We start from the raw sequence: 22,274 nt of genomic DNA on the forward strand, positions 1-22,274 counted from the left end.
TACAACTAGACAATTACAACTTGCAGAGGACATATCGCGACAACGTTCATCTACTTTGAGGGATCGGGAGGCCGGATGGATGAAAAAACTACTATCAACCGCTTTACTGGCATTGCTGTTAACGTTCGTTTTCTTCACAGGATCACAGTTCACCCAAGCCCCACAGCAGAAGGCATCTGCTGCAACATGCACCATCATCAATACGTTTACAGGGGTAGCAAACTATTTGAGTGCAAACGGAACGTTGCCATGTAACTTTATTACCAAATCACAAGCCACAGGGCTCGGCTGGGTAGCATCACAAGGAAACTTGGCTGTAGTGGCTCCCGGGAAAAGCATCGGCGGAGACGTATTTGGCAATCGGGAAGGGCTATTACCAGCGGCAAGCGGACGTACATGGCGTGAAGCGGATATCAACTACACTTCCGGTTTCCGTAATTCGGATCGGATTGTGTACTCCAATGATGGACTCATCTACAAAACGACAGATCACTATGCATCCTTTACACGTATGAAATAGAGGAAGGAGCAGTCATGAACACCGGGATTCTGGATGGAGGATGGACCAACTACGGAATCAGTGAAGAACGACTGGGGAAGGAAGCAGGACGGGTACGGGATTTGATGTTGGAGGTACAGGCGGAACAGTCTGGATTTATATTGCGTGTTGAGAAGTAGCAGCAAATGAAAGCACGAATCGCTGATAGGTTAGCCTAACAGACCAAATGTGGTCTGTTTTTTTGTGTTATAAGAAGTTGTCTAAAAAGTCCGCTGTGAAATACGAATCACCTGAAAGTAAAACAAGACTGTCCTTTCCTACATGACGTTAAAATTATTTTCACGGAGGTATTGATTTCTGCTTAACTTACGTTAAAATAAAATTAACATGAAAAATATTTTAACGTTAGGGAGTGAAAGGACATGAATGATAGCACAGCCGTTGGCAAGCAAGGTATAGGGGAATTAATACGAATCAAGCCTTATATGCAGTTTATGCTCAGTAAAGTTGTATCCCGATTTGGTGATTCCATTGATTCGATTGCATACAGTTGGATGGTGTACATTCTGACCGGTTCAAAAGTGCTGATGGGTACTTTGCTGGCGGTGAATTTTTTGCCGAGTATCTTTCTGGGTCTGTTCGCCGGGGCTTTGGTGGATCGCATGTCTCTCAAAAGAGTAATCGTGATTACGAATACCGGCCGGGGGTTGTTCGTAGGGATTACAGCGCTGCTGTTTGGAATGGGTCAACTTGAAGTCTGGCATCTGTTTGTCGTTACCATTCTAAATTCTTTGCTGGAGTGTTTCACTATTCCTGCCGAAGTGTCCAGTGTGCCCAGACTGCTTCCCCCATCGATGCTGCTTTCGGGTAATGCCATGTCCTCTTCCGCAACCCGAGTGGCCGAACTCGCAGGACTTGCAGTAGCTGGTGCACTCATTGCTTCAATAGGCATTGCCTGGACGATCCTGATTGATGCGGGTTTATTTGCACTTAGTGCTTTAATGATGAGCCGAGTTGGATACCCTGAAGCTTCAACATCTTCTAACAATGCAAATAAAACATTATCTGGAATGGAATCTGTTCCATCCGAAAAACGTAATATATTCTCCGAAATGGCGGAAGCTTTTTATTTTCTCCGTAAACATGCCTTATTATTAATCGTCTCCATCTTGTTTGCCTTCGTTAATTTCTGCCTGATGCCGTTCAATGTTCTTCGTACACCCTATGTCATTGAAACGTTACATGCTGGTGCCGGGGGATTAAGTCTGCTCAGTGGGCTGATGGTAGGAGGCATGGTGTTTGGTGGGGTGTGGATGGCGCAAAGGGGTGCCCATTATCGTAAAAGTGTTCTGGTCATCAGCGGTGTTGTCATGCTGGGTCTCAGTTATGCCATGACGGCACTCCCGGCTTATATGACGTCCTTTCAACTGCCTGTTGCAGCGGCCTTTTGTCTTCTGATGGGAATGGGTATTCCACTGGCTACGACCCCTCTGGCTACGTATCTGATGGAGGTTACCCCTTCCGAGATGCTGGGCAGAGTGTATGCTCTTCAGAGTATGCTCGTCGTGAGTGTCGCACCACTTGGAAGCCTGGCTTCGGGAGCACTTGCAGATTGGATGAGCATGCCTGTTCTGTTTATCGTTTTTGGTATTATGCTTGCCATGTCAGCAGGTATGCTGTTATTTAGCAAAAGTTTTCGAAGTGCTCTATGAAGTACATTTAGAAGCGACCATTAGCCGATTTTCTGTATCAAGTCATTTCCCACTCGTTTTGACCGAAGCCCTGACGCAGCGGTATAATAGAGTTATTGATGGACAACAGGTACCCCGGAAATGAGGATACAGGAATGGAGCACAAGGTTCTTTCAACCATTGAAGAAATTAAAATCTACTCCGATCCGTATCGGATACAGATTATGAATATGTTTAACAGGCAGGGCAGACCATCCACTGTCAAAGAAATCGCCGACCAGATGGGTGAGGTGCCAGCCAAAGTTCACTATCATGTAAAAAAGCTGGAGAAAATTGGTCTGCTGACGATCGTTTCCACGCGGGAGATTAATGGCATTATCGCAAAATACTACGAACCATTCTCCGGAGAAATCCATCTTCGTCATGAAGATGAAGACAATGAAAACTCACCACTGAAACAGGTGTTTCGGTCTGAAACACTCAAATTATTAAATGAGATGTTCGAACAGAGTCGTCAGAGGTTCATGCATCAGGCGGAAAACGAAGATCGGATGTTTCTCTCGGACATGACGCTGTATGCAACTCGTGAGGAAGTAGAGGAGTTATATAAAAACATCATAAAACTCTGTGAACCCTATACAACGAAAGAGAATCAAGAAGGGGAACATGAGGTATTTCAGTTATTTTCTGCCCTTTCTAAACCTATAATGAAAATACCTGCTTCCAAGTCAGATGCAAAAGAGAAAAAGAAAGCTGCGTCAGGGAAGGCCAAATCCACTCCGAAAGCATCTCGATCTGTTTCGAAGCGGCAGGAATCTGCATCATCTGGTAGTGAGACGGAAGAATAAACGAACGGAAAGCGTTCAGCGATATTCTTGGAAGCATGTGACGGCAAACGTGGAAGACTACATTGGAGAAAACTAGAAAAAGCCGCCATTGGCGGCTTTTTGATGCGTGATAATGAAGGCTAATGGTGAAGCAACTTATCGAATCAAATTCAATTTTGACGCTTACCTTTTCAGTTTATAACAAAGTTACATGTTCTCATCATAGTCCTTCACATCACGCTTGGCTGCAGTTGCAGGGGAATTGGATGTGCCGTATTCTTCGACTGCTTCCCAAGCATCTGCATTATCAAACTTGCCGGCGTTACGCTGTCTTCCTTCTCCAGCACCACTTGGTGGCATAGTCATTACTTCTTCTTCTACGGGCCGATCGTTGCTGATCTCCCGGTTAGGCGTATCATCAATACAGTAAGCGGTATAGGGGATAGCTTCGAGTCGTTCAAAAGGAATATCTTCTCCGCACGTTACGCAGGTTCCGTATGTACCTTGATCCATACGTTCCAATGCGTCATTCACTTGATTGAATTCGTCAGTTAATGTATCGTCAATCGCCAAATCACGGCTGCGTTCAAATGTTTCCGTACCAGCATCTGCCGGGTGATTATCATAGGAGGACAGCTCACCCGTTGAATCTTTCAGCGACTGGGCCGGAGCACCGTCTTCCATGCTGGATTCAAAATGGCGCTGCAAGTTTTCGCGTTGCTCCAAAAGGGCGTTTTTTAATTCTTGACGTTGATCTTGGGTTAATGTATTCATAACAACATGCTCCTTTCCCGTTGTGGGGTGTAGTGAGTCTTTACCCGAATTGCATAAAAAGCAATCATTCTCGTGAGGAAAAGGGTCGTATCATTTTATATCTGACGGATTATGTGTTATAAAAAATAGAGAGAGAAAATGCCGTATGTTCTGTATAGGAAATAGAACCACGGCTTGGCTTATAATGGAGGTTGTCAATATGGATGAACATATGAAACGAAGATTGGATAAACAAAGACAATTGTTTAAACAATTGGGTGTACAGTTAGATGCACTATCGATACATGAAAAACAATTCAATTATAAACTTCGTGGTTATGATCCGGATGAGGTGGATGCTTATCTGGATCTCGTCATCAAAGATTACGAACGGTTCTATGCCAATATTGCAGATCTGATGGACAAATGGCAAGAGCAGCAGTTAACGATCCGCGATCTCAAATCGTCTGTGAAACCGGTGGAAGATCCGACCAAGATTGATCGCAAACAGCTGGATGATATTGTGAAACAACTGGAATACAGTGTGCGGCAGCTCAAGATCAGAGCACGTCCCGAAAAGGATCTGTTCTCTGAATAACGTCAGCATGTCCTGGATTATATTAAATAAAGGTGGTTAATCATGAGTACTCATTTTTCGGTCAGTGTGCATTGTTTGTTGTTATTGTCACTCAGCGCGCCTGAACGAATTACGTCTGCACACATTGCAGGTAGCGTGAATACCAACCCTGTCGTCGTCAGACGTATTCTGGGCGGGCTGAAAAAGGCGGGACTAGTAAACTCTTCTCCTGGAACAAGAGGTTTCTATTTGGCTAAGCCGGCAAGTGAAATTACATTAGCCATGATCTATCAGGCTGCCAAGGACGAAGGTCCATTATTTCCGATTCACGGCAATTGTAACCCGGATTGTGAAGTGGGCTTGCATATTGACAGCCTGCTGACCAATCTGTATCAGGTTGCGGAGGAGAAGGTGGAGCAGTTCTTCGCATCGATTACACTTGAAGATATGGAACGTTCCAGTTCCCGGATGCAAGCTGTCTCATCGCAGACAGAATAGATGGTAATAAGGACTTAAATTATTTCGGCTGAATTCCATATTCGATGCTGATGATGCCGCTAGGCATCTTTCGTAATTAAAAGCGGACTTTTTGAACAACCTCTTAAAGGAAAGGTGGGTTGTGAGATGAAAAAAATCGTAGTCATTTCCGATACGCATTGTTCACGTAAATCACAGAAGTTACCAGCCAGGCTCGTTGATGTACTTGCGAGTGCCGATCTCATACTTCACGCTGGCGACTGGTCGGATTGGAGTGTACATCCATTGCTTAGCGGGTATGCACCTGTTGAAGGGGTAGCTGGTAATACGGACCCGACCGAAATCGCTGAAAAACTGGGGTATTCTCGTATTGTTGAAGTGGAGGGACTTCGTCTGGGTCTTGTGCACGGTCATCTGGGATCAAAAGGTACGGAGCAGAATGCCATTCATACCTTTGCAGGCCAGCATGTGGATGCTGTGATCTACGGACACTCACACATTCCGGTAATGCATACCGTAGACAATACACTGGTATTTAATCCAGGGTCGCCTACGGATAAACGTTTTCAGAAGCAATACTCATTTGGCATCATGACAATAGATCAGGGGAAAATTCAGGCTGAACACGTTTTCTTTGATCGGGATTGAGAGAGAGAATCTCATCCTATATATAAATATGTAAAATTATTGTACAAGGCATCTTGGAACAGAATTGAACTCTGTTCCAAGGATGTCTTTTTGATTTGAGATCATAACATAATCTTGAGAAGTTATCTCTGAATGGGGAATGTGCTCTGTTCGTTATCTGTCATTCATCTGTTGGCGTTTGCCCCTATGGTGACGTTCACCGGAGTGATACAATGCCTTTACGACATAAAATGAATACGTTTACATAAGGAGATGGATCATGATGAAACTGTCTGTATTCACCGTGGCTACCCCTGATTTGAATGCAGAGGAATTGGCATCGGCTGCGGCATCAGCGGGGATTGATGGAATAGAATGGCGTTTCCGCGGAATTCCTGAAGATGCGATATCTGAGGAGCCTTCTTACTGGAGAAATAATCGATGCTCGGTAGATCCAAGCCGCTGGCAGGAACAGGTTCCTGTTTTTCGTGAAGCAGCGTCAGGGCAAGGTCGGAAATCCATTGCACTTGTACCGTATCTGAACTGCGGAGATATTTCTGCTACCGAGCAGGCGTTTCAGGCTGCGGCCGGGTTGGGAGCATCCATGATGCGTGTGGGTGTTCCTGGATATGATCGCAAGACCCGTTATCCTGAGTTGTATCGTAAAGCCGTTAATTACCTGAGCGAAGTACAGGATTTGGCCAAACAGTACAACATCAAGGCGATTGTAGAGACGCATCATCAGACGATTGCACCGACGGCATCGCTGGCTTATCGGCTTGTGCAATCGCTTGATCCGCAGCATGTGGGTGTATTGTACGATCCAGGCAATATGGTGCATGAAGGATATGAGAATCATCAGATGGGGCTTGAGCTGCTGGGCCCTTACCTAGCTCATGTACATGTGAAGAATGCCGGGTGGTTTGAACCCGAAGTTAAGGATTCGCAAAAGGCTAATGTGACTGAGAATAGCAGCAGAGTGGCCCTGAATACAGCCTGGAAATGTCACTGGACGCCGCTGACTGAAGGCATCGTCGATTGGGTGCAGATGGTCAGGGATCTTCGTGCCGTCGGTTATGACGGATATTACGGCATTGAGGACTTTAGTGGTGCCTTGGATTCCAAGGCGATGTTACAGCATTTTGCAGACGTATTTGCCGAAATTGAGCGTCGTGTGGACGAGGAGGAGCAGTCATGAGTATCGTACGAGTAGCGGTGATTGGTATAGGCAACATGGGGGCAGCACATGCCAGAACGTTGGTGGCTGGAGAAGTACCTGGTGCAGAACTGGTTGCTGTATGTGATGTAAGAAGAGAGATGGAGAGCTGGGTATCGAGTCATCTTCCAGCAACGGTCACCTATTGGCAGGATGCAGAACAGATGATGGCTTCGGGTACGATTGATGCGGTCATTATTGCAACGCCTCACTATGACCACCCGGAACAGGCGATTCAGGCTTTCCAGCATGGCTTGCATGTCATGATCGAGAAGCCAGCCGGTGTGTATACGAAACAGGTACGCAAGATGAATGAAGCGGCCGCAGCCAGCGGTAAAGTCTTTTCCATGATGTACAACCAGCGGACCAACCCACTCTACATTAAACTAAGAGATTTGATCGCTTCGGGGGAGCTGGGTGAGGTACGGCGTACTAACTGGATTATTACGAACTGGTACCGATCCCAGAGTTACTATGATTCCGGCGGCTGGCGGGCAACTTGGGCAGGCGAAGGTGGAGGTGTACTGATTAATCAGGACCCGCACCAACTGGATCTGTGGCAGTGGACCATCGGCATGATGCCAGTGCGAATGCGTGCTTTTTGTTCCTTTGGCAAGTATCGGAACATTGAAGTGGAAGATGATGTAACAGCTTATGTGGAGTATGAAAATGGCGCAACAGGTGTCTTCGTAACGACTACTGGGGAAGCGCCAGGTACGAACCGATTCGAGGTTAACGGAGATCGAGGGAAAATCGTAATCGAAGATGGAAAGCTGACGTTCTGGCGACTTCGGGAATCTGAGCCTGAATTCAACCAGCGGTTTACCGGAGGTTTTGGACAGCCGGAATGTTGGAAATGCGAGATTCCGATTACCGGGGTGGAAACGGGCCACCCGGGTCTGATTCGCAACTGGGTTGATGCGATTCGTACAGGCGCACCCCTTATTGCTCCTGGTGAGGATGGTATACACGGATTAACGTTATCGAATGCAATGCTGTTGTCTACCTGGACAGATAACTGGGTGGATCTGCCGATCGATGAGGATCTGTTCTACGAGCATCTGCAGGAGCGCATTGCGGGTTCCACGACGAAGAAAGACAAGGCATTCAGTGGCAGTCAACCTGCTGATCTTAGTCAGACGTTTAAATAAAGATGAAAACCTGAAAAAGCGAAGCGTTCGCCTAAAAGCTTTCTGAAAAAAAGCTACATCGGAAGCATACGCTTATCCCGGATTTTCCCCTCTGGAATAGAGAATCGAAAAATCTGGGGATAACAGCGATTGGGATGGTAATTATGTCGTCGTAGTATCAGTGTAGATAATCTTTAGTTCAGCTTATATAGGCGAGTTCATTGTAAACAACATTTTATAATAAGGATGGGATGACATGGCTAAAGACGGAATGTTCTATGCACCGAAAAGTGTTACCAAAGAGGTCGTATGTGGTCCGGGTGAGTTCACGATTGCTGCTGTTGCGCTGGATCATGGGCACATCTACGGTATGGTTGGGGGATTATTGGAGGCAGGGGCTACCCTCAAGTGGGTATATGATCCGGACCCGAAGAAGGTAGAGGCATTTCAAAAGCAGTTCCCACAGGCTCAAGCCGCTGGATCTGAGGCAGAAGTGCTTGCAGACGATGAGGTGTTATTGGTGGTAAGTGCAGCGATCACTTCAGATCGTGCGCCGCTTGGCATGAGAGCGCTGGCCGCAGGCAAGGATTATTTTACAGACAAAGCCCCATTCACCACGCTGGAGCAATTAAAGCTTGCACGAGAAGAAGTGAAGCGAACAGGCAAAAAGTACATGGTGTATTACAGTGAAAGACTGCATGTAGAAAGTGCGATCTATGCCGGACAACTCATTGAACAAGGGGCAATCGGCAAAGTCGTGCAAGTTATGGGTACAGGCCCGCATCGCCTGAATGCCGGAGGAAGACCCGACTGGTTTTTCAAGCATGAGCAGTATGGCGGCATTCTCTGTGATATTGGGAGTCACCAGATCGAACAATTTCTGACGTTTGCATCATGTACGGACGCTGAGGTAGGGTTCAGCCGGGTGCATAACTTCAATCACCCACAGTTCCCGGAATTGGAAGACTTCGGCGAAGCTTCGCTGATCGGGGATAACGGTGCTTCCGGTTACTTCCGAGTGGACTGGTTCACACCGGATGGTCTGGGCACATGGGGCGATGGACGTACCGTTATTCTGGGAACGGACGGTTATATCGAGCTGCGGAAGTATATCGACATCGCAAGGGAATCTCAGGGGGATCAAGTGTACTTGGTCAATCATGAAGGAGAGTACCGCTACAATGTAAAAGGCAAGGTCGGTTACCCGTTCTTCGGCCAACTCATTCGCGATTGTCTGGACCGCACCGAGACAGCCATGACACAGGAACATGCCTTTAAAGCGGCAGAACTCTGCCTGATTGCACAGCATAAAGCGATGAGCGAGCGTGTGGTCTGGAGTGGTGGAGCGAAGTAAGTGCTTTGTGTGAAGGAGCGCAAGGGGAGAAAAGTTTGATCACGGAAGGTATCGGCGATTCTTCTATTGTTGAGTGAGGAAAGAGCAGTCAGGTGTGAACTGCATCCTACGTGTTAGTTATAGCTAACATAGGGGACAGTTTACTCGGGCTGCTTTTTTGAGTACGTTGGTGACTTCGCAGATGGATTATTATGGGTTATATTATATGTAGTTTGGATATTTTATGTTATGTGAAATTTAAAAATAAAAAAACAGGAGAATGGTATGGAAACTATACTTAATCTCATTGAAAACTATACTAAAGGTAAACATGAAGAGATTTTTTTTAAAAAAAGCACTCCACATGCAAGCTGGTCTGTTAAGCCAATCTTTAGTAACTCTTGGTAAGATGCCGAAGATCGCAATGTGCCTTACGAATTGATAACTCATTTACTTGATTCTTACTATCAGGTGCCTCATAGACCAGACCTAGCATTCAATTTTTGTTGGCAGGCAATTAACAATTCGTATAATGAACTATTAATTTATGATTCCTCAAAGAAAACTTTACAAGACCCTGGTGGAATTAAGCTTCTCATATCTAAAATCAACTTAGATTACAATACTAAATACAAGCTATTGCTTGAACCATACTTTAAGAAAATACCAAAGAAACTTTACAATTATGTGGCTAATTTTTTGCTCAAAGGATACGTAATTGAATCAAAGGGTTTTGATCCTAAATTTAATAATACATATGGCGAAAGCTATGTGAAATTAACTAATCCGATACTTGAAGGCACTAAAATAAAAATGAATATTGATGAAAGCCGCCAACAAAAAGCATATGATATAATTCGAAGTCTTGCATCAAAACTAGAATTGCTAATGGAATTAAAAGAGGTTACATTTTGGGATTCAACTAAAACAATCAATGAAAAACATTTGTTTTCATCCGAAGAAAGAATTCAATTTGCGGTTTTGTCCATCCTCTATGCATCTAGATGTAATAATTTCCATGGGAACGTTGCCGCAAGATTAAACAGTATTTATGCAGATGCTAACACATATAAATCTTATAAGTACATGTATTTACTTGGTCATATGATTTTGGCCATTTCAATGAATATAAACGGATATCTTAAAGACTCAGATTTGCATGCATTAGAAATAAACACAAAGTTACTAAACTTCGCTTAACATAATATTCAAGCTGTGGGTATACGCCCTAGGTCCGGCATCCGCCGGACACTCGACATACGTCGAGTCGTAAATACAGGAACTTTATGAAACACTTCGAAAGCAGGAAGAACATGAAGACAAATAAGGCGATGAGAAATTTATTGAATGAGTTTGCTCAATCAAACGAATCGATCAGTTCAAATTTATTTAGCCCTACTTTTCATGAATGGGAAAATTGCATTTTAGTTGATGCTTCAAGTTTGAGAGAGATAGATTCTTTTGAAGAAACCATGTATCAAGATCGAACGGAACTAGAAGCCTCAATAAATCATTACCATCTAGAGCATTTAAGCACTGGAATAAAACTCATTTCGAATTGGAAAGAGAATTTAGAGTTGAGCTATCCTGAAAAAGACTTTATTTTAATTTTAAGTTCTACAATCGAAGGAGAAGATGTACTAATTAGATTCTATCAATTTAGAAATCATGAACCTGAATGGATTAAACTGAATGATCTTGAAGGATATAAAGAAGAAGCAATTTTAGTTATTGAGATTATGAATGTAGTTCAATGAAGCGAAGTACTTCGTATAACATAATATTCATGCTGAGGCTCCGATAGAGCCTTGGTCTGCGGTAAGAATTTCGAGGAGGGATTTCAGCAGACAACCCCGTTGTGGTTCTTGAAGCCAGAAACGTTATGTGAAAGTATTGCAAATACTATTAACTCATAAAAAATGAAAGAAGGAAAAATTATGGGATATGACTTTCGTGGAATTATTGCATCAGTTGATTTTATTGATTTATATAGAAACAGATATAGAAGTCTAGTCATAATTCCTTTAATTAATTCATTAGTAGCAATACCGCTCACTGATGATCTTTTCGATGAAATAAATACAAATAAAGGAATTACAATAACGAATTATGAATATTTAACAGACCAGATCGGAAAGTTCTGTTCAGAAATATCACAGTCTGGTAGGACGGCTTATGTTGAAGCTGAATATTTTGGTGGAGTCGGGTCACAAAATGGTATTGTTTGGGAACTGGGAGAAGTGATTTTTGAAGAGACCTTAAGTAATAATGCAATCAATAAGTCGCTAGAAATACTAGGAGTAATGAGACTGAAAGAAAAAGATGAATTTGATACAGCTCGATTAGGGAGACATAGATTTATTGATGATTGGTTGAATAAAGAAACTCATTTGTAGATATCTTCCGAAGGCAGTACCATAACATCATATTTACGCTGTGGGCATATGCCCTAGGCTCGGCATTCTCGCCGGACACCCGACATACGTCGGGTCGTGAATACAGGAACGCTATACGACAATACCTTAAAGCCAAAACCGAAAAAACTAAAGTACAAGTATAAAGAAGAAAGATAATAAAACTAAATTGAAGGTGATAATTATGAAAGAATGGGACTACAGTAAACCTTGGTTCCATGGCTCGCCAATACTCTTAAATGAACTACTAGTCGGAAGTACAATAACTCAGGATCGAGAGTTAGCAAGAATCTTTTCACACAAACCATCTATTGTTGCCTTTGATGAGAATGGCACAAGACTTCATAATGGTAAGTTATGTGGATACATTTACATAATTGATGAGGAAATTACAAGTGAGGATGTATACCCACATCCAGCAACTACAATGAACTCTGGTGAAGAATGGCTCATAAAAAGAGGATTAAAAGTACGAAAGATAGATGAAACAAAAACAAGAGCGGAAGAACAAATTTCAGAGGAAGAGGAGTTAGAATTATTGGAAAAGTTAAAAAACAGATAGCGAACAGCTTGTTTGTAGAAGAGGCTGCTGCGTATACTATTATTAAAGGACGGGGATTTCAATGGGTAGATTGTTATTAACCTCTTGTGGTTTTTATACTGAAGATATTAAAAAACAATTTCTGGAGTTGATTGATGGAGAAATTTCTCAATTAAAGGTCTCAATTATTACAACAGCATCCCCTTCAAAAGAAACTAATAGATATGCACAAAGAGCATTTCAAGAGTTTAAGGACATGGGATTTCAGCATATCAATTTTGTAGATATAGAATTTGATGATCCGCAAATCCTCTTACATAGAGATGTTATATATATCAATGGTGGAAATCCATTTACATTATTGTATTACGCTAAGAAAAGTGGTGCTGATGAAATTATCAGAACACTGGCCGCACAGAATGTAATTATCGTTGGAGTGAGTGCAGGAACGCTATTACTGGGGCCGAATATTAACATTGTGGATTGCTTTACTCCACAGATGAACACAATGAATTTAACGGATTTTAAGGCATTAGGAGTAACCGACAAACTTATTTTTCCTCACTATGATCGAGATGACATATTTAAAGATAGTACTAATAAAACAATTGAAGAGAGAATAGTAGAATTTGAAGCCAATGAGAACTGTAAGGTGACAAGGCTTACAGATGAAGAATATATCTCAATCTTAATAAAATAAGAACATTTGAAAGTCGTAAATCCAATATAAGTAGCTCGAAGAAGCCCATTGTTTAGGAGGAGTCTATGTGATATTAGAAAAAGTTATCAATAGAATTGAAATACAAAGTGAATATAAGGACTTGGTTGATAAGTATGTGGATCGTATCCTTAACGAATTCAAAGATAAGATTCATAGCATTTATATGTGTGGCTCGATTCCCAAAGGAACTGCTAAACCTTTTAAGTCAGATGCAGACTTTACTATTGTATGTGCAAATACCGAAGATATTGATTACGAAAGATTGTCAATGATCAAAGACAGGCTTTTGGAAGAATATCCATTCGTCACTAAGATGGATACGATCATTTGCTCGATTGATGATGTATTAAGTAGACCAAACGATTGGGGTTTTTGGATTAAGATCATTTGTGTTTGTATACATGGGGAGGACATTGGTGAAAAAGTACCCCCGATCAAAATTTCTCCAGAATTCATTTTAGACTTAAATACAGAGACCAAGGAGGAAGTAGATCGTGTACATCGTTCACTTTCTAATGCTAGTGATCACTCAATGAAAACTAGATATATTAAAGGTTACTCTAAGAGATTAATTCGTGCACTATACTCTTTGATTTTAGAAGATACAGGGATATGGGAAGATGAAATCATCAAGATGAAGGATGCCATAGTAAACTATTGCTCGATTGACGGCGCTTTAGTTGAGTATCTGTATACTTGTTACTTGAATAGCGATGTATCTGTTGAAGAGTTTCTGGAAATTGCAGATGAAGTATATGACTATTTTGAGAATGCCTTAAATACAATGGCTGCTTCCAGGGCTTCCTCTGGTTAACAACATTTTGACGATATTGGTCACTCTGAGAGGGATTTCGCCGTATAAATATTCAAGCAGCGGCTCCTCACGGAGCCTTGGTCTGCTATATATATTGAAAGCGCTTTATCAAACCCATTCAACTCATTTTGAACGTTATGATTACAGGAACGGTAGGCGAAATAATTGCTAGTGGAAGGAGAACCGAATGCATATTAGAGGAGTAATTCTTGAGGGGTACTCAAATGCCGGGAAGACTTCAGTATTAAAAGCAATTAAACGATATCAATCACAAGAAGAATCCTTAGAACGGAGTGTAGTTATTCTTGGAGAACATTATTCTCAAATTTTGAATAATAAACATGGAGAATATGTGAGTCTAACGCGAAAAGAACACATTGAGTTACTTAAAGAGCGGGTTGAAATGCTAAAGAAACTTAACGATTGGGCAATTCAACTTGGTCCTGCATCTAGAGGATCTAGGGGACTATTTTATGTGCTGGAGAGATTTCACTTAAATCATAGAGCTGCATTTGCAGATTCGGATGAGATAAATAAAATAGAAGAACAGCTCGAGTCTTTAAACGCCAAGTGTATTTTGCTTACAATCTCGCCCGAAGTCGTAGAAGAAAGAATCAAAAGCAGACAACCCGAAGAATGGATCTATAAAACAGAAGAAGAAGTAAGATCGTCGGTAAATGAATTATTAAAAGTCCAAAATGTATTAAGACATCAAGCTCAAATCTCAAGAGTGCCAACACTAGAAATCAATACAGACGGTAAGGATTGGGATGAGTATGTAAAGATAATTATGGAGGGCAACGACATTGCCTAACTGAATGTTCAAGCATCGTCGCTAGTGCTCCGCACAAAACGTAAAACTAAACCAGAAGGAGTGATCATTTGATTATTATGATGAATGGGTCATTTGGATCCGGCAAGACATCGACTTCTCAAAAGCTGTAGCCTCTAATACCTAATAGTATGATTTATGATCCTGAAGAAATTGGATATATGTTGAGGAAAATCATAACAGAAGAGATTTACTATGAAGAAGAACGAACGGATGATTTTCAGGACATAGCTCTATGGAGAATACTTGTAGTACAGACCGCTCATGAATTGATGAATAGGTATAAGAAACATCTTATTGTTCCAATGACCATTTATAAGTCCGAAAATTTCAACTACATATTAAATGGATTTAGAAGTATCGATCAAGATACTTTTCGTTTTGCCTCTTAGCATCTGAAGAGACGATCAAAAAACGAATTGAAAAACGTGGAGACAAATTTGATTTTTGGTATCAGGAGCAAACAAACGCCGGTGTAACTGCATTCAAAGATATTAAACTTCTAGAACATATTGACACAGATAATAAAGAAACAGAAGAAGTTATAAGCATAATTTTAAGAAAGATTTCGAAAATCAATTTGGAAGTAATTCAACGAAATGATTGAATCCACATAAAAACATGTTCATTCATCGGGCTACCCTTGTTCCATCAGAAGTTATGGGTGAATTCAAAGAGAAAAATCAAAATCAATATGAGGTGCGTAATGGATCGTACGATTACTCAAGCCTCTCTAGTTCATGAATACAACAACGTTATCTGAAACCAACGCAAAAAAAATTCGAAAAGATGGTGAAGTGAATAGTAGTATTTAAATAATCATTGTTGGAAAATTGGAGGAAGGCATTATCGTAAACATTCGTTTTTTGCGGGGGGATCTCAAGGATGCGTATAAAGTCAATAATTATTGAAGAATACGACAATGAATGGCCTGAAATGTTTTTTGATCTGAAATCTATCTTAGAACATAAACTCGGGGATCTAGTACTTAGAATCGAGCACGTTGGTAGTACTGCAGTACCTGGGCTAGCGGCAAAACCTATTTTAGATATTGTTGTGGTAATTGATTCTATGGCTTTGCTCCCAGATGTAATTCAAGGATTAGAAAGTTTAGGTTACGATCATGAAGGAAATTTGGGCGTTGAGAACAGAGAAGCTTTTGCAAGGAAAGATGCAAATGTTCCCTATAGTATAGTGAAGATACAGAAACCTGAACATCATCTATATGTTTGTAATAAAGAGAGCAAAGAGTTATTAAGACATATTTTATTCAGAGATGCATTGACTAGCAATTCCGAATTTGTAGTCGAATATGCCAATCTAAAGAAAGAACTTGCTATTAAATATAGAGAAAATCGTCAGTCTTATACGGCTGGGAAGACCGAATTTGTAAATAAAGTACTTAATGAATGTGGAAAGAATTTGTAGGTAGTTCATGGGTCATGGGTATAAAAAACACTTTGCATTTGCCCTGGATCATTTATAAGAAGTTCAAAGAAATCGGTATAAGGCGATACATTCAACGGGCTAAGTCTATCGATCTAATTTAAGCCGCTGGACGCTTAAACCTCAGGAATGCACAAACATTAGATTGAAAACCCGATGAATTATGAGGAGGCGTTCCATTGAAGTATTCTACAGTTGTCTTAGATTTGGACGGTACATTTTTAAATTCTAAAAACCTAGTCTCTGAAAGAAACTTTGAAGCCGTACTTTCCTGTTATCAGAGCGGGATGAGAATAATCTTTGCAACAGCACGCCCTCCTAGAGCTTTAAAGTTTTTTCTTCCTAAAGAGTTGTTGGATATTGGAGCGTTTGTGTATTATAACGGAGCACAAACAATATGTAATAAATCCATGACCGAATTTTATGAATCAATTCCATCTGATTTAACTTCCGAAATCATCGATTATTGCTTACATCATTATCCGCAACTCGATCTGACAATGGAAGTAAAAGATGAATGGTTTGGCTTACGCCAATATGACTATACTACCACAATGAATGCAAGGTCTAACCCAATAGTTAAATCATTGAGCGAATTAAAACAATATGAAGCTACGAAGATATTGCTCTCAGGCAAACACCAGGTTCCAGGACTTATTTCTAAGTTTGGACAGCAAGTTAATATACTGATTACGGATAAAAATCAACTGATTCAAATAATGCCACTTCAAGCATCGAAAGAGTTAGCAATTACTAGACTTTGCAATATATACAATGAAGAACTGGATTCATTGATTGTATTTGGTGATGATCACAATGATGTAGGATTGTTCGAGTCAGCTGCATATTCAATAGCAATGGGGAATGCTGTCGTTGAATTGAAAGATATTGCAGATGAAATAACAGAAACTAATGATAACGATGGAGTAGCAATAATCTTAGAAGGATTGTGTGGGAAACCGAAGCTCTAGGTTTCATCATCTAACACAACATTCGCACTACAAGCCATCGGCTCTTGATCTGGCAGAAGTATATTGAAGCTGAATGAGGTTTATACATCTATTCCCCTAAGATAAGAGTTATCTAAGTCGGCTCGGGTCGTGAATATAGGAACGTTAGATGAGCTCAGTACAAGAATCGGTGTCAGAATAAAAAACATGGTATCTTGTAATAAATACATTACATTATATTAAAAAAGGAGAATTGAAAATGAGAAAACTCGTTTTATTTCTGCACGCTTCACTTGATGGGTTTGTAGAAGGACCGAACGGTGAAATGGACATTGGCTGGGTTTCCTACGATGCTGAATTGGAGAAACACGCGCAAGAAGTTTTGAGTACTGCTGACACTGTCCTTTGGGGACGTGGAACTTATCAGATGATGCATAGTTACTGGCCATCTGTGTCTTCAGACCCATCAGCTTCACCGTATGAACGGAATCATGCTGAATGGATCGAAAAGACAGCCAAAATCGTATTTTCCACAACACTGGAGAAAGTGGAATGGAACAATTCCAGACTGGTGAAAGAAGATGTCGAAGAAGAGATTAGGAACCTCAAACAGCAGCCAGGCAAGGATATGGTTATCCTCGGCAGTCCCAGGTTTGCGCATCACGTGATGGGTCTTGATCTAATCGATGAGTACAAAATCACAGTGTCTCCTGTCCTGATCGGTAGCGGGTTGCCATTGTTTCAAGGACTCCAAGAGAAGACCAATCTTAAGCTTATTGAAAATAAAACCTTCAAGTCGGGAGCTATTGGTCTCTGCTACCAGGCGGTTAGATGACTAGCCTCGTAAAGTAGTTTGCATCACCCAATCATTCAACGGAACATACTAACAGACTGATAGTTAAAAATGCAGCCTTGAGCTAGTGATGCGTCGTGAATGCACAACGTTATGCGAAAGGCAAAAAAACGCATCAACCATGAAAATCAAAGGACGAAAGTAATGAATAAGAAGACATATCTTGTAAAAATATCTTATCTAATTGACTTAACTGACGATGAATATAAAGAAATCGATGGGGATTTGACTCCTGTACTAGAGAACGAAATTACAATAAGGAAAGATCTGAAATTACAATGGGAGAGTAGTTCCTCTGTGTATCTCGATCCAGAAGTAATGAATTGCGGAAGGTGTGCAAAATGTAATTCATGGGCAACTGATAGAGAAAAACCAAATCATATGGATGAACTTAATAATGGAGCAGTTATTGAAGGGCAATTACTTTGTGATGAGTGTTTGCCAGAGGAGCATCGATGGGCTTTTTAAATCATGGATAATGTAAGTAATTCGCAGAAGTCCATCTACAAATAAAAATAATGGAAATTATGATTAATATTTTCATTTTTTTTGGTGACAGGATAACACTTAGAGATTATCAAAATGAAGACTTAGAACATATTCGAGGATGGGTAAACGATCCGGATATTACCCATACCTTATCTGATCAATTTTTATATCCTCATTCGAGGAATGAGACGGAGTCCTTTTTTAGAACAATGGTTGAAGGTAAGTCGAGTAATAGAAGTTTTATTATAGCGTTTAGAGAATCACTCGAATATTTGGGTCAATTAGATCTATATAGGATAGATTGGAAGAATCGATTTGCATATTTGGCTATCGTTATAGGGAAAAAAGATCAATTGGGAAAAGGTTATGGTAGTGAAGCAATAAAAGTACTACAGAAATTTGTCTTCGAGGAATTAAACTTAAATAGGTTAGAGCTTGAGGTATACGAATATAACGAGAGAGCTTATAAAAGTTATGTTAAATGTGGGTTTAAGGAAGAAGGGAGATCTAGAAATAAGATATATAAGAAAGGTAAATATTGAGATGTTATTTGTATGAGTATTTTAAAAGATGAATTTGATAGGAGGAATTAGAATGAAATTTATCGTGTCTGCAAGTGTCATCGTTCTCAATGAACATAATGAGATTTTACTCATGAAAGATCGAAGAGGCTGGGAAACGCCTCAAGGTTGTGTTGAAGAAGGAGAGACTATCAGGCAGGCAGCAGTTCGCGAAGTGAAAGAGGAGACAGGGATTGACATTGAATTAATTAAATTTTGTGGGTTGTATCAGAACATAACGCGCGGCGTATGCAACAATATATTTACTGGAAAATCGATTGGTGGAGCTTTAACTACGAGTGATGAAAGTGAAGAGGTGGGTTACTTTACTTTAGAAGAAGCTGGGCAAATGATAACATGGGGAAATTTCTATGACAGAATTCATAATGCATTAGATGAGAAAAGCCATCCTTTTTTGATTGAATTTTCAGAATAAGGGCATCCATAAGATCTCAATACATTAAACGTATCGGGTTTGCTCCCTCGGTCCGGCAATAGAAAAGGAGAATCATTTTGCTCGGTAATGAAATACTTTCTCAAGCAGCTAATTCATTTGGATTTGATACTAATTCGTTAAAGTTCGTAAGCAATTCTTGTAATGTAGTATACAGGTTTAATAAAGGGGATAAGGAATATTTTTTACGTTTATCAGAAAAACCAGTTGAATTTGAATTTAATATTAAGGCAGAAGTCCATTGGGTACGGTATTTAGTTGAAAGAGGCATTCATGCATCTTTGCCAATCCAGACTTTTGAAGGTGAATTAACTGCTGTATGTAAGCACTATGAAAAGTGCTATATTGCGACTGTGTTCGAGGGAGCCCCTGGCATTTTTTTCGATAGCAATCCAGAACTATGGGGACCAAGCTTGTTTAAAACATGGGGCGAAACAATGGGGGCAATGCATCGGTTGACCAAATCTTATGATCCTGGCGATCTGAAATACAAAAGGATGGAATGGGATGTAGCGGAAATAAACAATCCACATTTACATTTCGGTAATTATCAAGTACTTCTCAACAAACTCAGAACAATTGAAACAGAAATGAAAAATCTGCCTAAGGGCAAAGAATCATATGGTCTAATCCATTATGATTTTCATCCTTATAATTTTCTTATCGATCAAGGAGAAATAACTGTTTTTGATTTTGATGATTCGTTGTACGGATGGTTTGCACTTGATATTGGAATCGCCGCTACTCACGCTGTTTGGTGGGGTTCTCATTTCAAGGCTTGGAGATCGAAAGATGAATTTGCAAAGCATTTCTTAAATGAGTTTCTAGAAGGTTATATCAAACAGAATAACATAGAGCAAGAATGGATCCAGAGGATCCCTTTGTTTATGGAATATAGAAATATTAGTTCCTTCTTTTGGTGGCTTACCAATTGGGATGGGAATGAAGAGAATCTTAATGATAGTCAAAAGAATGCTATTATTGAAACGGTAAACCGTATTGAAAGTGGCAAACTTCTTGATGGATGTGACATTCAATTATAGGTTGTGAGGGCTGACGTTAAAAGGTGATGAGAGCCGTTTAACAATATTAACGAATTGGACTTACTTCTCGGCCCGAAGACGAGACTAATGCCATCGAATTTGAACTGAAATTCGAACGTTGGGTATCTGATGAAATGGCTAAAGGTTAAGATATTAGAGAAGTTTAATAGAAGAAGCAGCCTGAAAATAAAGGTTGCTTTTTTTTCGCTTTTACACTTCGCAAATGGAACATTGTGGGTTATATTGGATATTATTTGGTTCTATAGTAGATAAATGGAGAGGTGGTCAAGCTTGGAGGTGACATATGGGAAATGGAAGGATTTTGGGTATTGCCTACAACGTGATACCAGTGAAAGACCTTGATGTATCAGCCGCCTGGTTTGTAAAACATTTTGGATTTAACATTCGCCACCAACGCGAAGGATATTTGAGTTTATTTCGGGGTGATCGCCCAATATTGGACTTGATCCAAAGCGATAATGAAACACGAGCGACATTTGAAGTGCATCAGAAAAAGAGATGGGTCATTACATTTTTCACCGATGATATTGGTCCTTTACATAACTATTTAACATCAGAGAATGTGAAAGTAGGGGCTATTAGTGATGAGGGACACTATGGGAAGTTTTTTGTGTTAGAAGATCTGGACGGCAACTTATTTGATGTGTGGGAACACCATGATTGTGAATTGAATTTTTAATGAGGAACTTTGGTCAGCTGCTATCATTTACCGAGGGATTAGGGGGATACGAATGTTGGTTGAAGACGAGAAAATATATCCTGACTGTTCAGTTGAAATAAGAATAGTAAACGTTGGCGGCTTAACAAAGCCACAGCTTATTCAGAAACTGGACCAACACTCTATTTTATTGAATAAATATGGAGAACAGTTGTTAAATGATGAGAGATTTATTGTCTCCAATACAAAGCAAAGCTTGCAAACGGTTGAGTTGACCGTCAGACAACTTGGATTTTCGGAGGGTGCTACAACTCTCCAGTTATTTAGAATAGCAAATGAACTTGGTTTGGAATCTTGTCCGGTTCAGTTAGGACCTTATCTAAGACTGCAGTATTTGGATCAGCCCGAGATAGGTTCTACCAACATTTCAGAGGAGAGGAAAGCTCCGTCCGGCTCCCTTACCATAGCATCTGAAGCCCTTACGGAGGATATTGATTTTCCAAAAGGTTTTTATCTCAGACGAATAAACGACGAGTTGTGGTTAAGAGGGTACCTTGCGGACCATTTACATATTTGGAGTCCTCATGATCGCTTTATCTTCTGCAGGGCTTAGCTTCTATTGTGTGAAGATCGAAAGGTATTTTGAAAGAAAAGGAGTGAAAGACCAATGGATATCAAAAACAAAAGCGGAGATGTGCTTGGAAAAATTCAAATTGAATCCTTACGCACAGATCGTGCGATTGACCGGATCGTCATTGACTTAAAGCCTGGTGAGGGGAAGGCGATTTATACCGCAGATGCTACAGAGAACCAATTCACACAACAGACCAATTATGCAGCCATTCCATGGGAAGACGGGTTGGAACAATTGCAGAAACTTTATTCTCCATGGCAACCGAAATTTCCGATCGATTCTGATATCGATGCCATTCATGTATTTTATGGATTCGATAATCTAACTCCGCAAGAAATCGATGAAATGATTGAAGAAAGTAACAGGTTAGGCAGAAATATAGTGATACGAGACCTGAAGCCCAATAAGAAGGTTGTGGGCATCAGCATCACGTATAAAGAATACGGTGGTTATAAACTTAACATTTTCGGGACAACAAAAAGCCGGATCGCATTGCCTGATCATGATGGTACTAAGGTTAAACAGGTAGCCTTACGTGGCGTCGAAGCATTTTATATTTTCAATAACGAAACTTCCCAATTGGTATGGATCGAAGAGGATGTGCATGGGAAGGCACTGCAATACGAGATCATTGGCAGAAATATGTCAGAAGATCTTGTGATGGAAATTACGAATTCAATGAACGGATAAATTTTATATTATTTTGAGTGAGGT

Annotated in this window: 28 protein-coding genes; 27 read left to right on the plus strand and 1 reads right to left on the minus strand. The window is 40.6% G+C overall.

Going from position 1 to position 22,274, the window contains the following annotated elements:
• The first annotated feature begins 79 nt into the window (after positions 1-79).
• From ACTHPG_RS06900 to ACTHPG_RS06915, 4 genes are all read left to right on the plus strand, one after another.
• Complete coding sequence (locus tag ACTHPG_RS06900; protein ID WP_440388359.1) at positions 80-520, plus strand: ribonuclease; 441 nt, start codon at positions 80-82, stop codon at positions 518-520.
• A gap of 14 nt (positions 521-534) precedes the next feature.
• Complete coding sequence (locus ACTHPG_RS06905) at positions 535-678, plus strand: hypothetical protein (RefSeq protein ID WP_440388360.1); 144 nt, start codon at positions 535-537, stop codon at positions 676-678.
• A 243-nt stretch (positions 679-921) separates the two neighbouring features.
• Positions 922-2,211: an MFS transporter gene (locus tag ACTHPG_RS06910; RefSeq protein ID WP_440388362.1), complete on the plus strand. Its 1,290-nt coding sequence runs from the start codon at positions 922-924 to the stop codon at positions 2,209-2,211.
• A gap of 134 nt (positions 2,212-2,345) precedes the next feature.
• Complete coding sequence (locus ACTHPG_RS06915) at positions 2,346-3,038, plus strand: ArsR/SmtB family transcription factor (RefSeq protein WP_440388363.1); 693 nt, start codon at positions 2,346-2,348, stop codon at positions 3,036-3,038.
• Between the two features lie 186 nt (positions 3,039-3,224).
• Here ACTHPG_RS06915 and ACTHPG_RS06920 read toward each other — a convergent pair whose 3' ends face one another.
• Entirely contained in the window at positions 3,225-3,791 is a 567-nt protein-coding gene (locus ACTHPG_RS06920; RefSeq protein WP_440388365.1) for a TraR/DksA C4-type zinc finger protein, read from the minus strand.
• Between the two features lie 199 nt (positions 3,792-3,990).
• Between ACTHPG_RS06920 and ACTHPG_RS06925 the strand changes: the two genes are divergently transcribed.
• The 23 genes from ACTHPG_RS06925 to ACTHPG_RS07035 all read left to right on the plus strand — a co-directional run bounded on the left by ACTHPG_RS06925 (position 3,991) and on the right by ACTHPG_RS07035 (position 22,250).
• Positions 3,991-4,368: a DivIVA domain-containing protein gene (locus ACTHPG_RS06925; RefSeq protein ID WP_091017175.1), complete on the plus strand. Its 378-nt coding sequence runs from the start codon at positions 3,991-3,993 to the stop codon at positions 4,366-4,368.
• A 42-nt stretch (positions 4,369-4,410) separates the two neighbouring features.
• Positions 4,411-4,845, plus strand: a complete 435-nt coding sequence (locus tag ACTHPG_RS06930; RefSeq protein ID WP_440388367.1) for an Rrf2 family transcriptional regulator — start codon at positions 4,411-4,413, stop codon at positions 4,843-4,845.
• A gap of 126 nt (positions 4,846-4,971) precedes the next feature.
• The gene (locus ACTHPG_RS06935; RefSeq protein WP_440388368.1) at positions 4,972-5,472 is read left to right on the plus strand and encodes a metallophosphoesterase family protein; all 501 of its coding nucleotides are present in this window, start codon (positions 4,972-4,974) and stop codon (positions 5,470-5,472) included.
• A 262-nt stretch (positions 5,473-5,734) separates the two neighbouring features.
• The gene (locus ACTHPG_RS06940; protein ID WP_440390161.1) at positions 5,735-6,649 is read left to right on the plus strand and encodes a sugar phosphate isomerase/epimerase family protein; all 915 of its coding nucleotides are present in this window, start codon (positions 5,735-5,737) and stop codon (positions 6,647-6,649) included.
• On the plus strand, positions 6,646-7,818 hold the full coding sequence (locus ACTHPG_RS06945; RefSeq protein ID WP_076330735.1) for a Gfo/Idh/MocA family protein: 1,173 nt from the start codon (positions 6,646-6,648) through the stop codon (positions 7,816-7,818). Before ACTHPG_RS06940 ends, ACTHPG_RS06945 begins: the two co-directional genes overlap by 4 nt.
• Before the next feature lie 235 nt (positions 7,819-8,053).
• On the plus strand, positions 8,054-9,151 hold the full coding sequence (locus ACTHPG_RS06950) for a Gfo/Idh/MocA family protein (protein WP_440388369.1): 1,098 nt from the start codon (positions 8,054-8,056) through the stop codon (positions 9,149-9,151).
• A gap of 405 nt (positions 9,152-9,556) precedes the next feature.
• Positions 9,557-10,330, plus strand: a complete 774-nt coding sequence (locus ACTHPG_RS06955; protein WP_440388370.1) for a hypothetical protein — start codon at positions 9,557-9,559, stop codon at positions 10,328-10,330.
• A 113-nt stretch (positions 10,331-10,443) separates the two neighbouring features.
• Positions 10,444-10,887, plus strand: coding sequence for a hypothetical protein (locus ACTHPG_RS06960; protein WP_440388372.1), 444 nt, complete (start codon positions 10,444-10,446; stop codon positions 10,885-10,887).
• 180 nt (positions 10,888-11,067) lie between these two features.
• Positions 11,068-11,526 carry a hypothetical protein gene (locus ACTHPG_RS06965; protein ID WP_440388373.1) on the plus strand — a complete coding sequence of 153 codons (459 nt, stop codon included), beginning with the start codon at positions 11,068-11,070 and terminating at the stop codon, positions 11,524-11,526.
• 202 nt (positions 11,527-11,728) lie between these two features.
• Positions 11,729-12,106, plus strand: a complete 378-nt coding sequence (locus ACTHPG_RS06970) for a hypothetical protein (protein ID WP_440388375.1) — start codon at positions 11,729-11,731, stop codon at positions 12,104-12,106.
• A gap of 61 nt (positions 12,107-12,167) precedes the next feature.
• Complete coding sequence (locus ACTHPG_RS06975; RefSeq protein ID WP_440388377.1) at positions 12,168-12,785, plus strand: Type 1 glutamine amidotransferase-like domain-containing protein; 618 nt, start codon at positions 12,168-12,170, stop codon at positions 12,783-12,785.
• A gap of 67 nt (positions 12,786-12,852) precedes the next feature.
• Positions 12,853-13,620, plus strand: a complete 768-nt coding sequence (locus tag ACTHPG_RS06980) for a nucleotidyltransferase domain-containing protein (RefSeq protein WP_440388379.1) — start codon at positions 12,853-12,855, stop codon at positions 13,618-13,620.
• Between the two features lie 187 nt (positions 13,621-13,807).
• The gene (locus ACTHPG_RS06985) at positions 13,808-14,434 is read left to right on the plus strand and encodes a hypothetical protein (RefSeq protein WP_440388380.1); all 627 of its coding nucleotides are present in this window, start codon (positions 13,808-13,810) and stop codon (positions 14,432-14,434) included.
• A 903-nt stretch (positions 14,435-15,337) separates the two neighbouring features.
• Complete coding sequence (locus tag ACTHPG_RS06990; RefSeq protein WP_440388381.1) at positions 15,338-15,880, plus strand: GrpB family protein; 543 nt, start codon at positions 15,338-15,340, stop codon at positions 15,878-15,880.
• A gap of 197 nt (positions 15,881-16,077) precedes the next feature.
• A complete protein-coding gene (locus tag ACTHPG_RS06995; protein WP_440388382.1) occupies positions 16,078-16,869 on the plus strand; it encodes an HAD family hydrolase in 792 nt (263 codons plus the stop codon).
• A gap of 238 nt (positions 16,870-17,107) precedes the next feature.
• Positions 17,108-17,683, plus strand: a complete 576-nt coding sequence (locus ACTHPG_RS07000; protein WP_440388384.1) for a dihydrofolate reductase family protein — start codon at positions 17,108-17,110, stop codon at positions 17,681-17,683.
• A gap of 162 nt (positions 17,684-17,845) precedes the next feature.
• Complete coding sequence (locus ACTHPG_RS07005; RefSeq protein WP_440388386.1) at positions 17,846-18,169, plus strand: hypothetical protein; 324 nt, start codon at positions 17,846-17,848, stop codon at positions 18,167-18,169.
• Positions 18,170-18,219: 50 nt separating this feature from the next.
• The gene (locus tag ACTHPG_RS07010) at positions 18,220-18,732 is read left to right on the plus strand and encodes a GNAT family N-acetyltransferase (protein WP_440388388.1); all 513 of its coding nucleotides are present in this window, start codon (positions 18,220-18,222) and stop codon (positions 18,730-18,732) included.
• 52 nt (positions 18,733-18,784) lie between these two features.
• A complete protein-coding gene (locus ACTHPG_RS07015; protein WP_440388390.1) occupies positions 18,785-19,186 on the plus strand; it encodes an NUDIX hydrolase in 402 nt (133 codons plus the stop codon).
• Between the two features lie 77 nt (positions 19,187-19,263).
• On the plus strand, positions 19,264-20,247 hold the full coding sequence (locus ACTHPG_RS07020; RefSeq protein WP_440388392.1) for a phosphotransferase enzyme family protein: 984 nt from the start codon (positions 19,264-19,266) through the stop codon (positions 20,245-20,247).
• A gap of 304 nt (positions 20,248-20,551) precedes the next feature.
• On the plus strand, positions 20,552-20,947 hold the full coding sequence (locus ACTHPG_RS07025) for a VOC family protein (RefSeq protein WP_440388394.1): 396 nt from the start codon (positions 20,552-20,554) through the stop codon (positions 20,945-20,947).
• 52 nt (positions 20,948-20,999) lie between these two features.
• The gene (locus tag ACTHPG_RS07030; protein ID WP_440388396.1) at positions 21,000-21,539 is read left to right on the plus strand and encodes a helicase; all 540 of its coding nucleotides are present in this window, start codon (positions 21,000-21,002) and stop codon (positions 21,537-21,539) included.
• A 54-nt stretch (positions 21,540-21,593) separates the two neighbouring features.
• Entirely contained in the window at positions 21,594-22,250 is a 657-nt protein-coding gene (locus ACTHPG_RS07035) for a hypothetical protein (protein ID WP_440388397.1), read from the plus strand.
• Positions 22,251-22,274 lie beyond the last annotated feature (24 nt).

It is taken from the genome of Paenibacillus sp. SAF-068 (assembly GCF_051967555.1).
Classification (GTDB): Bacteria; Bacillota; Bacilli; order Paenibacillales; family Paenibacillaceae; genus Paenibacillus.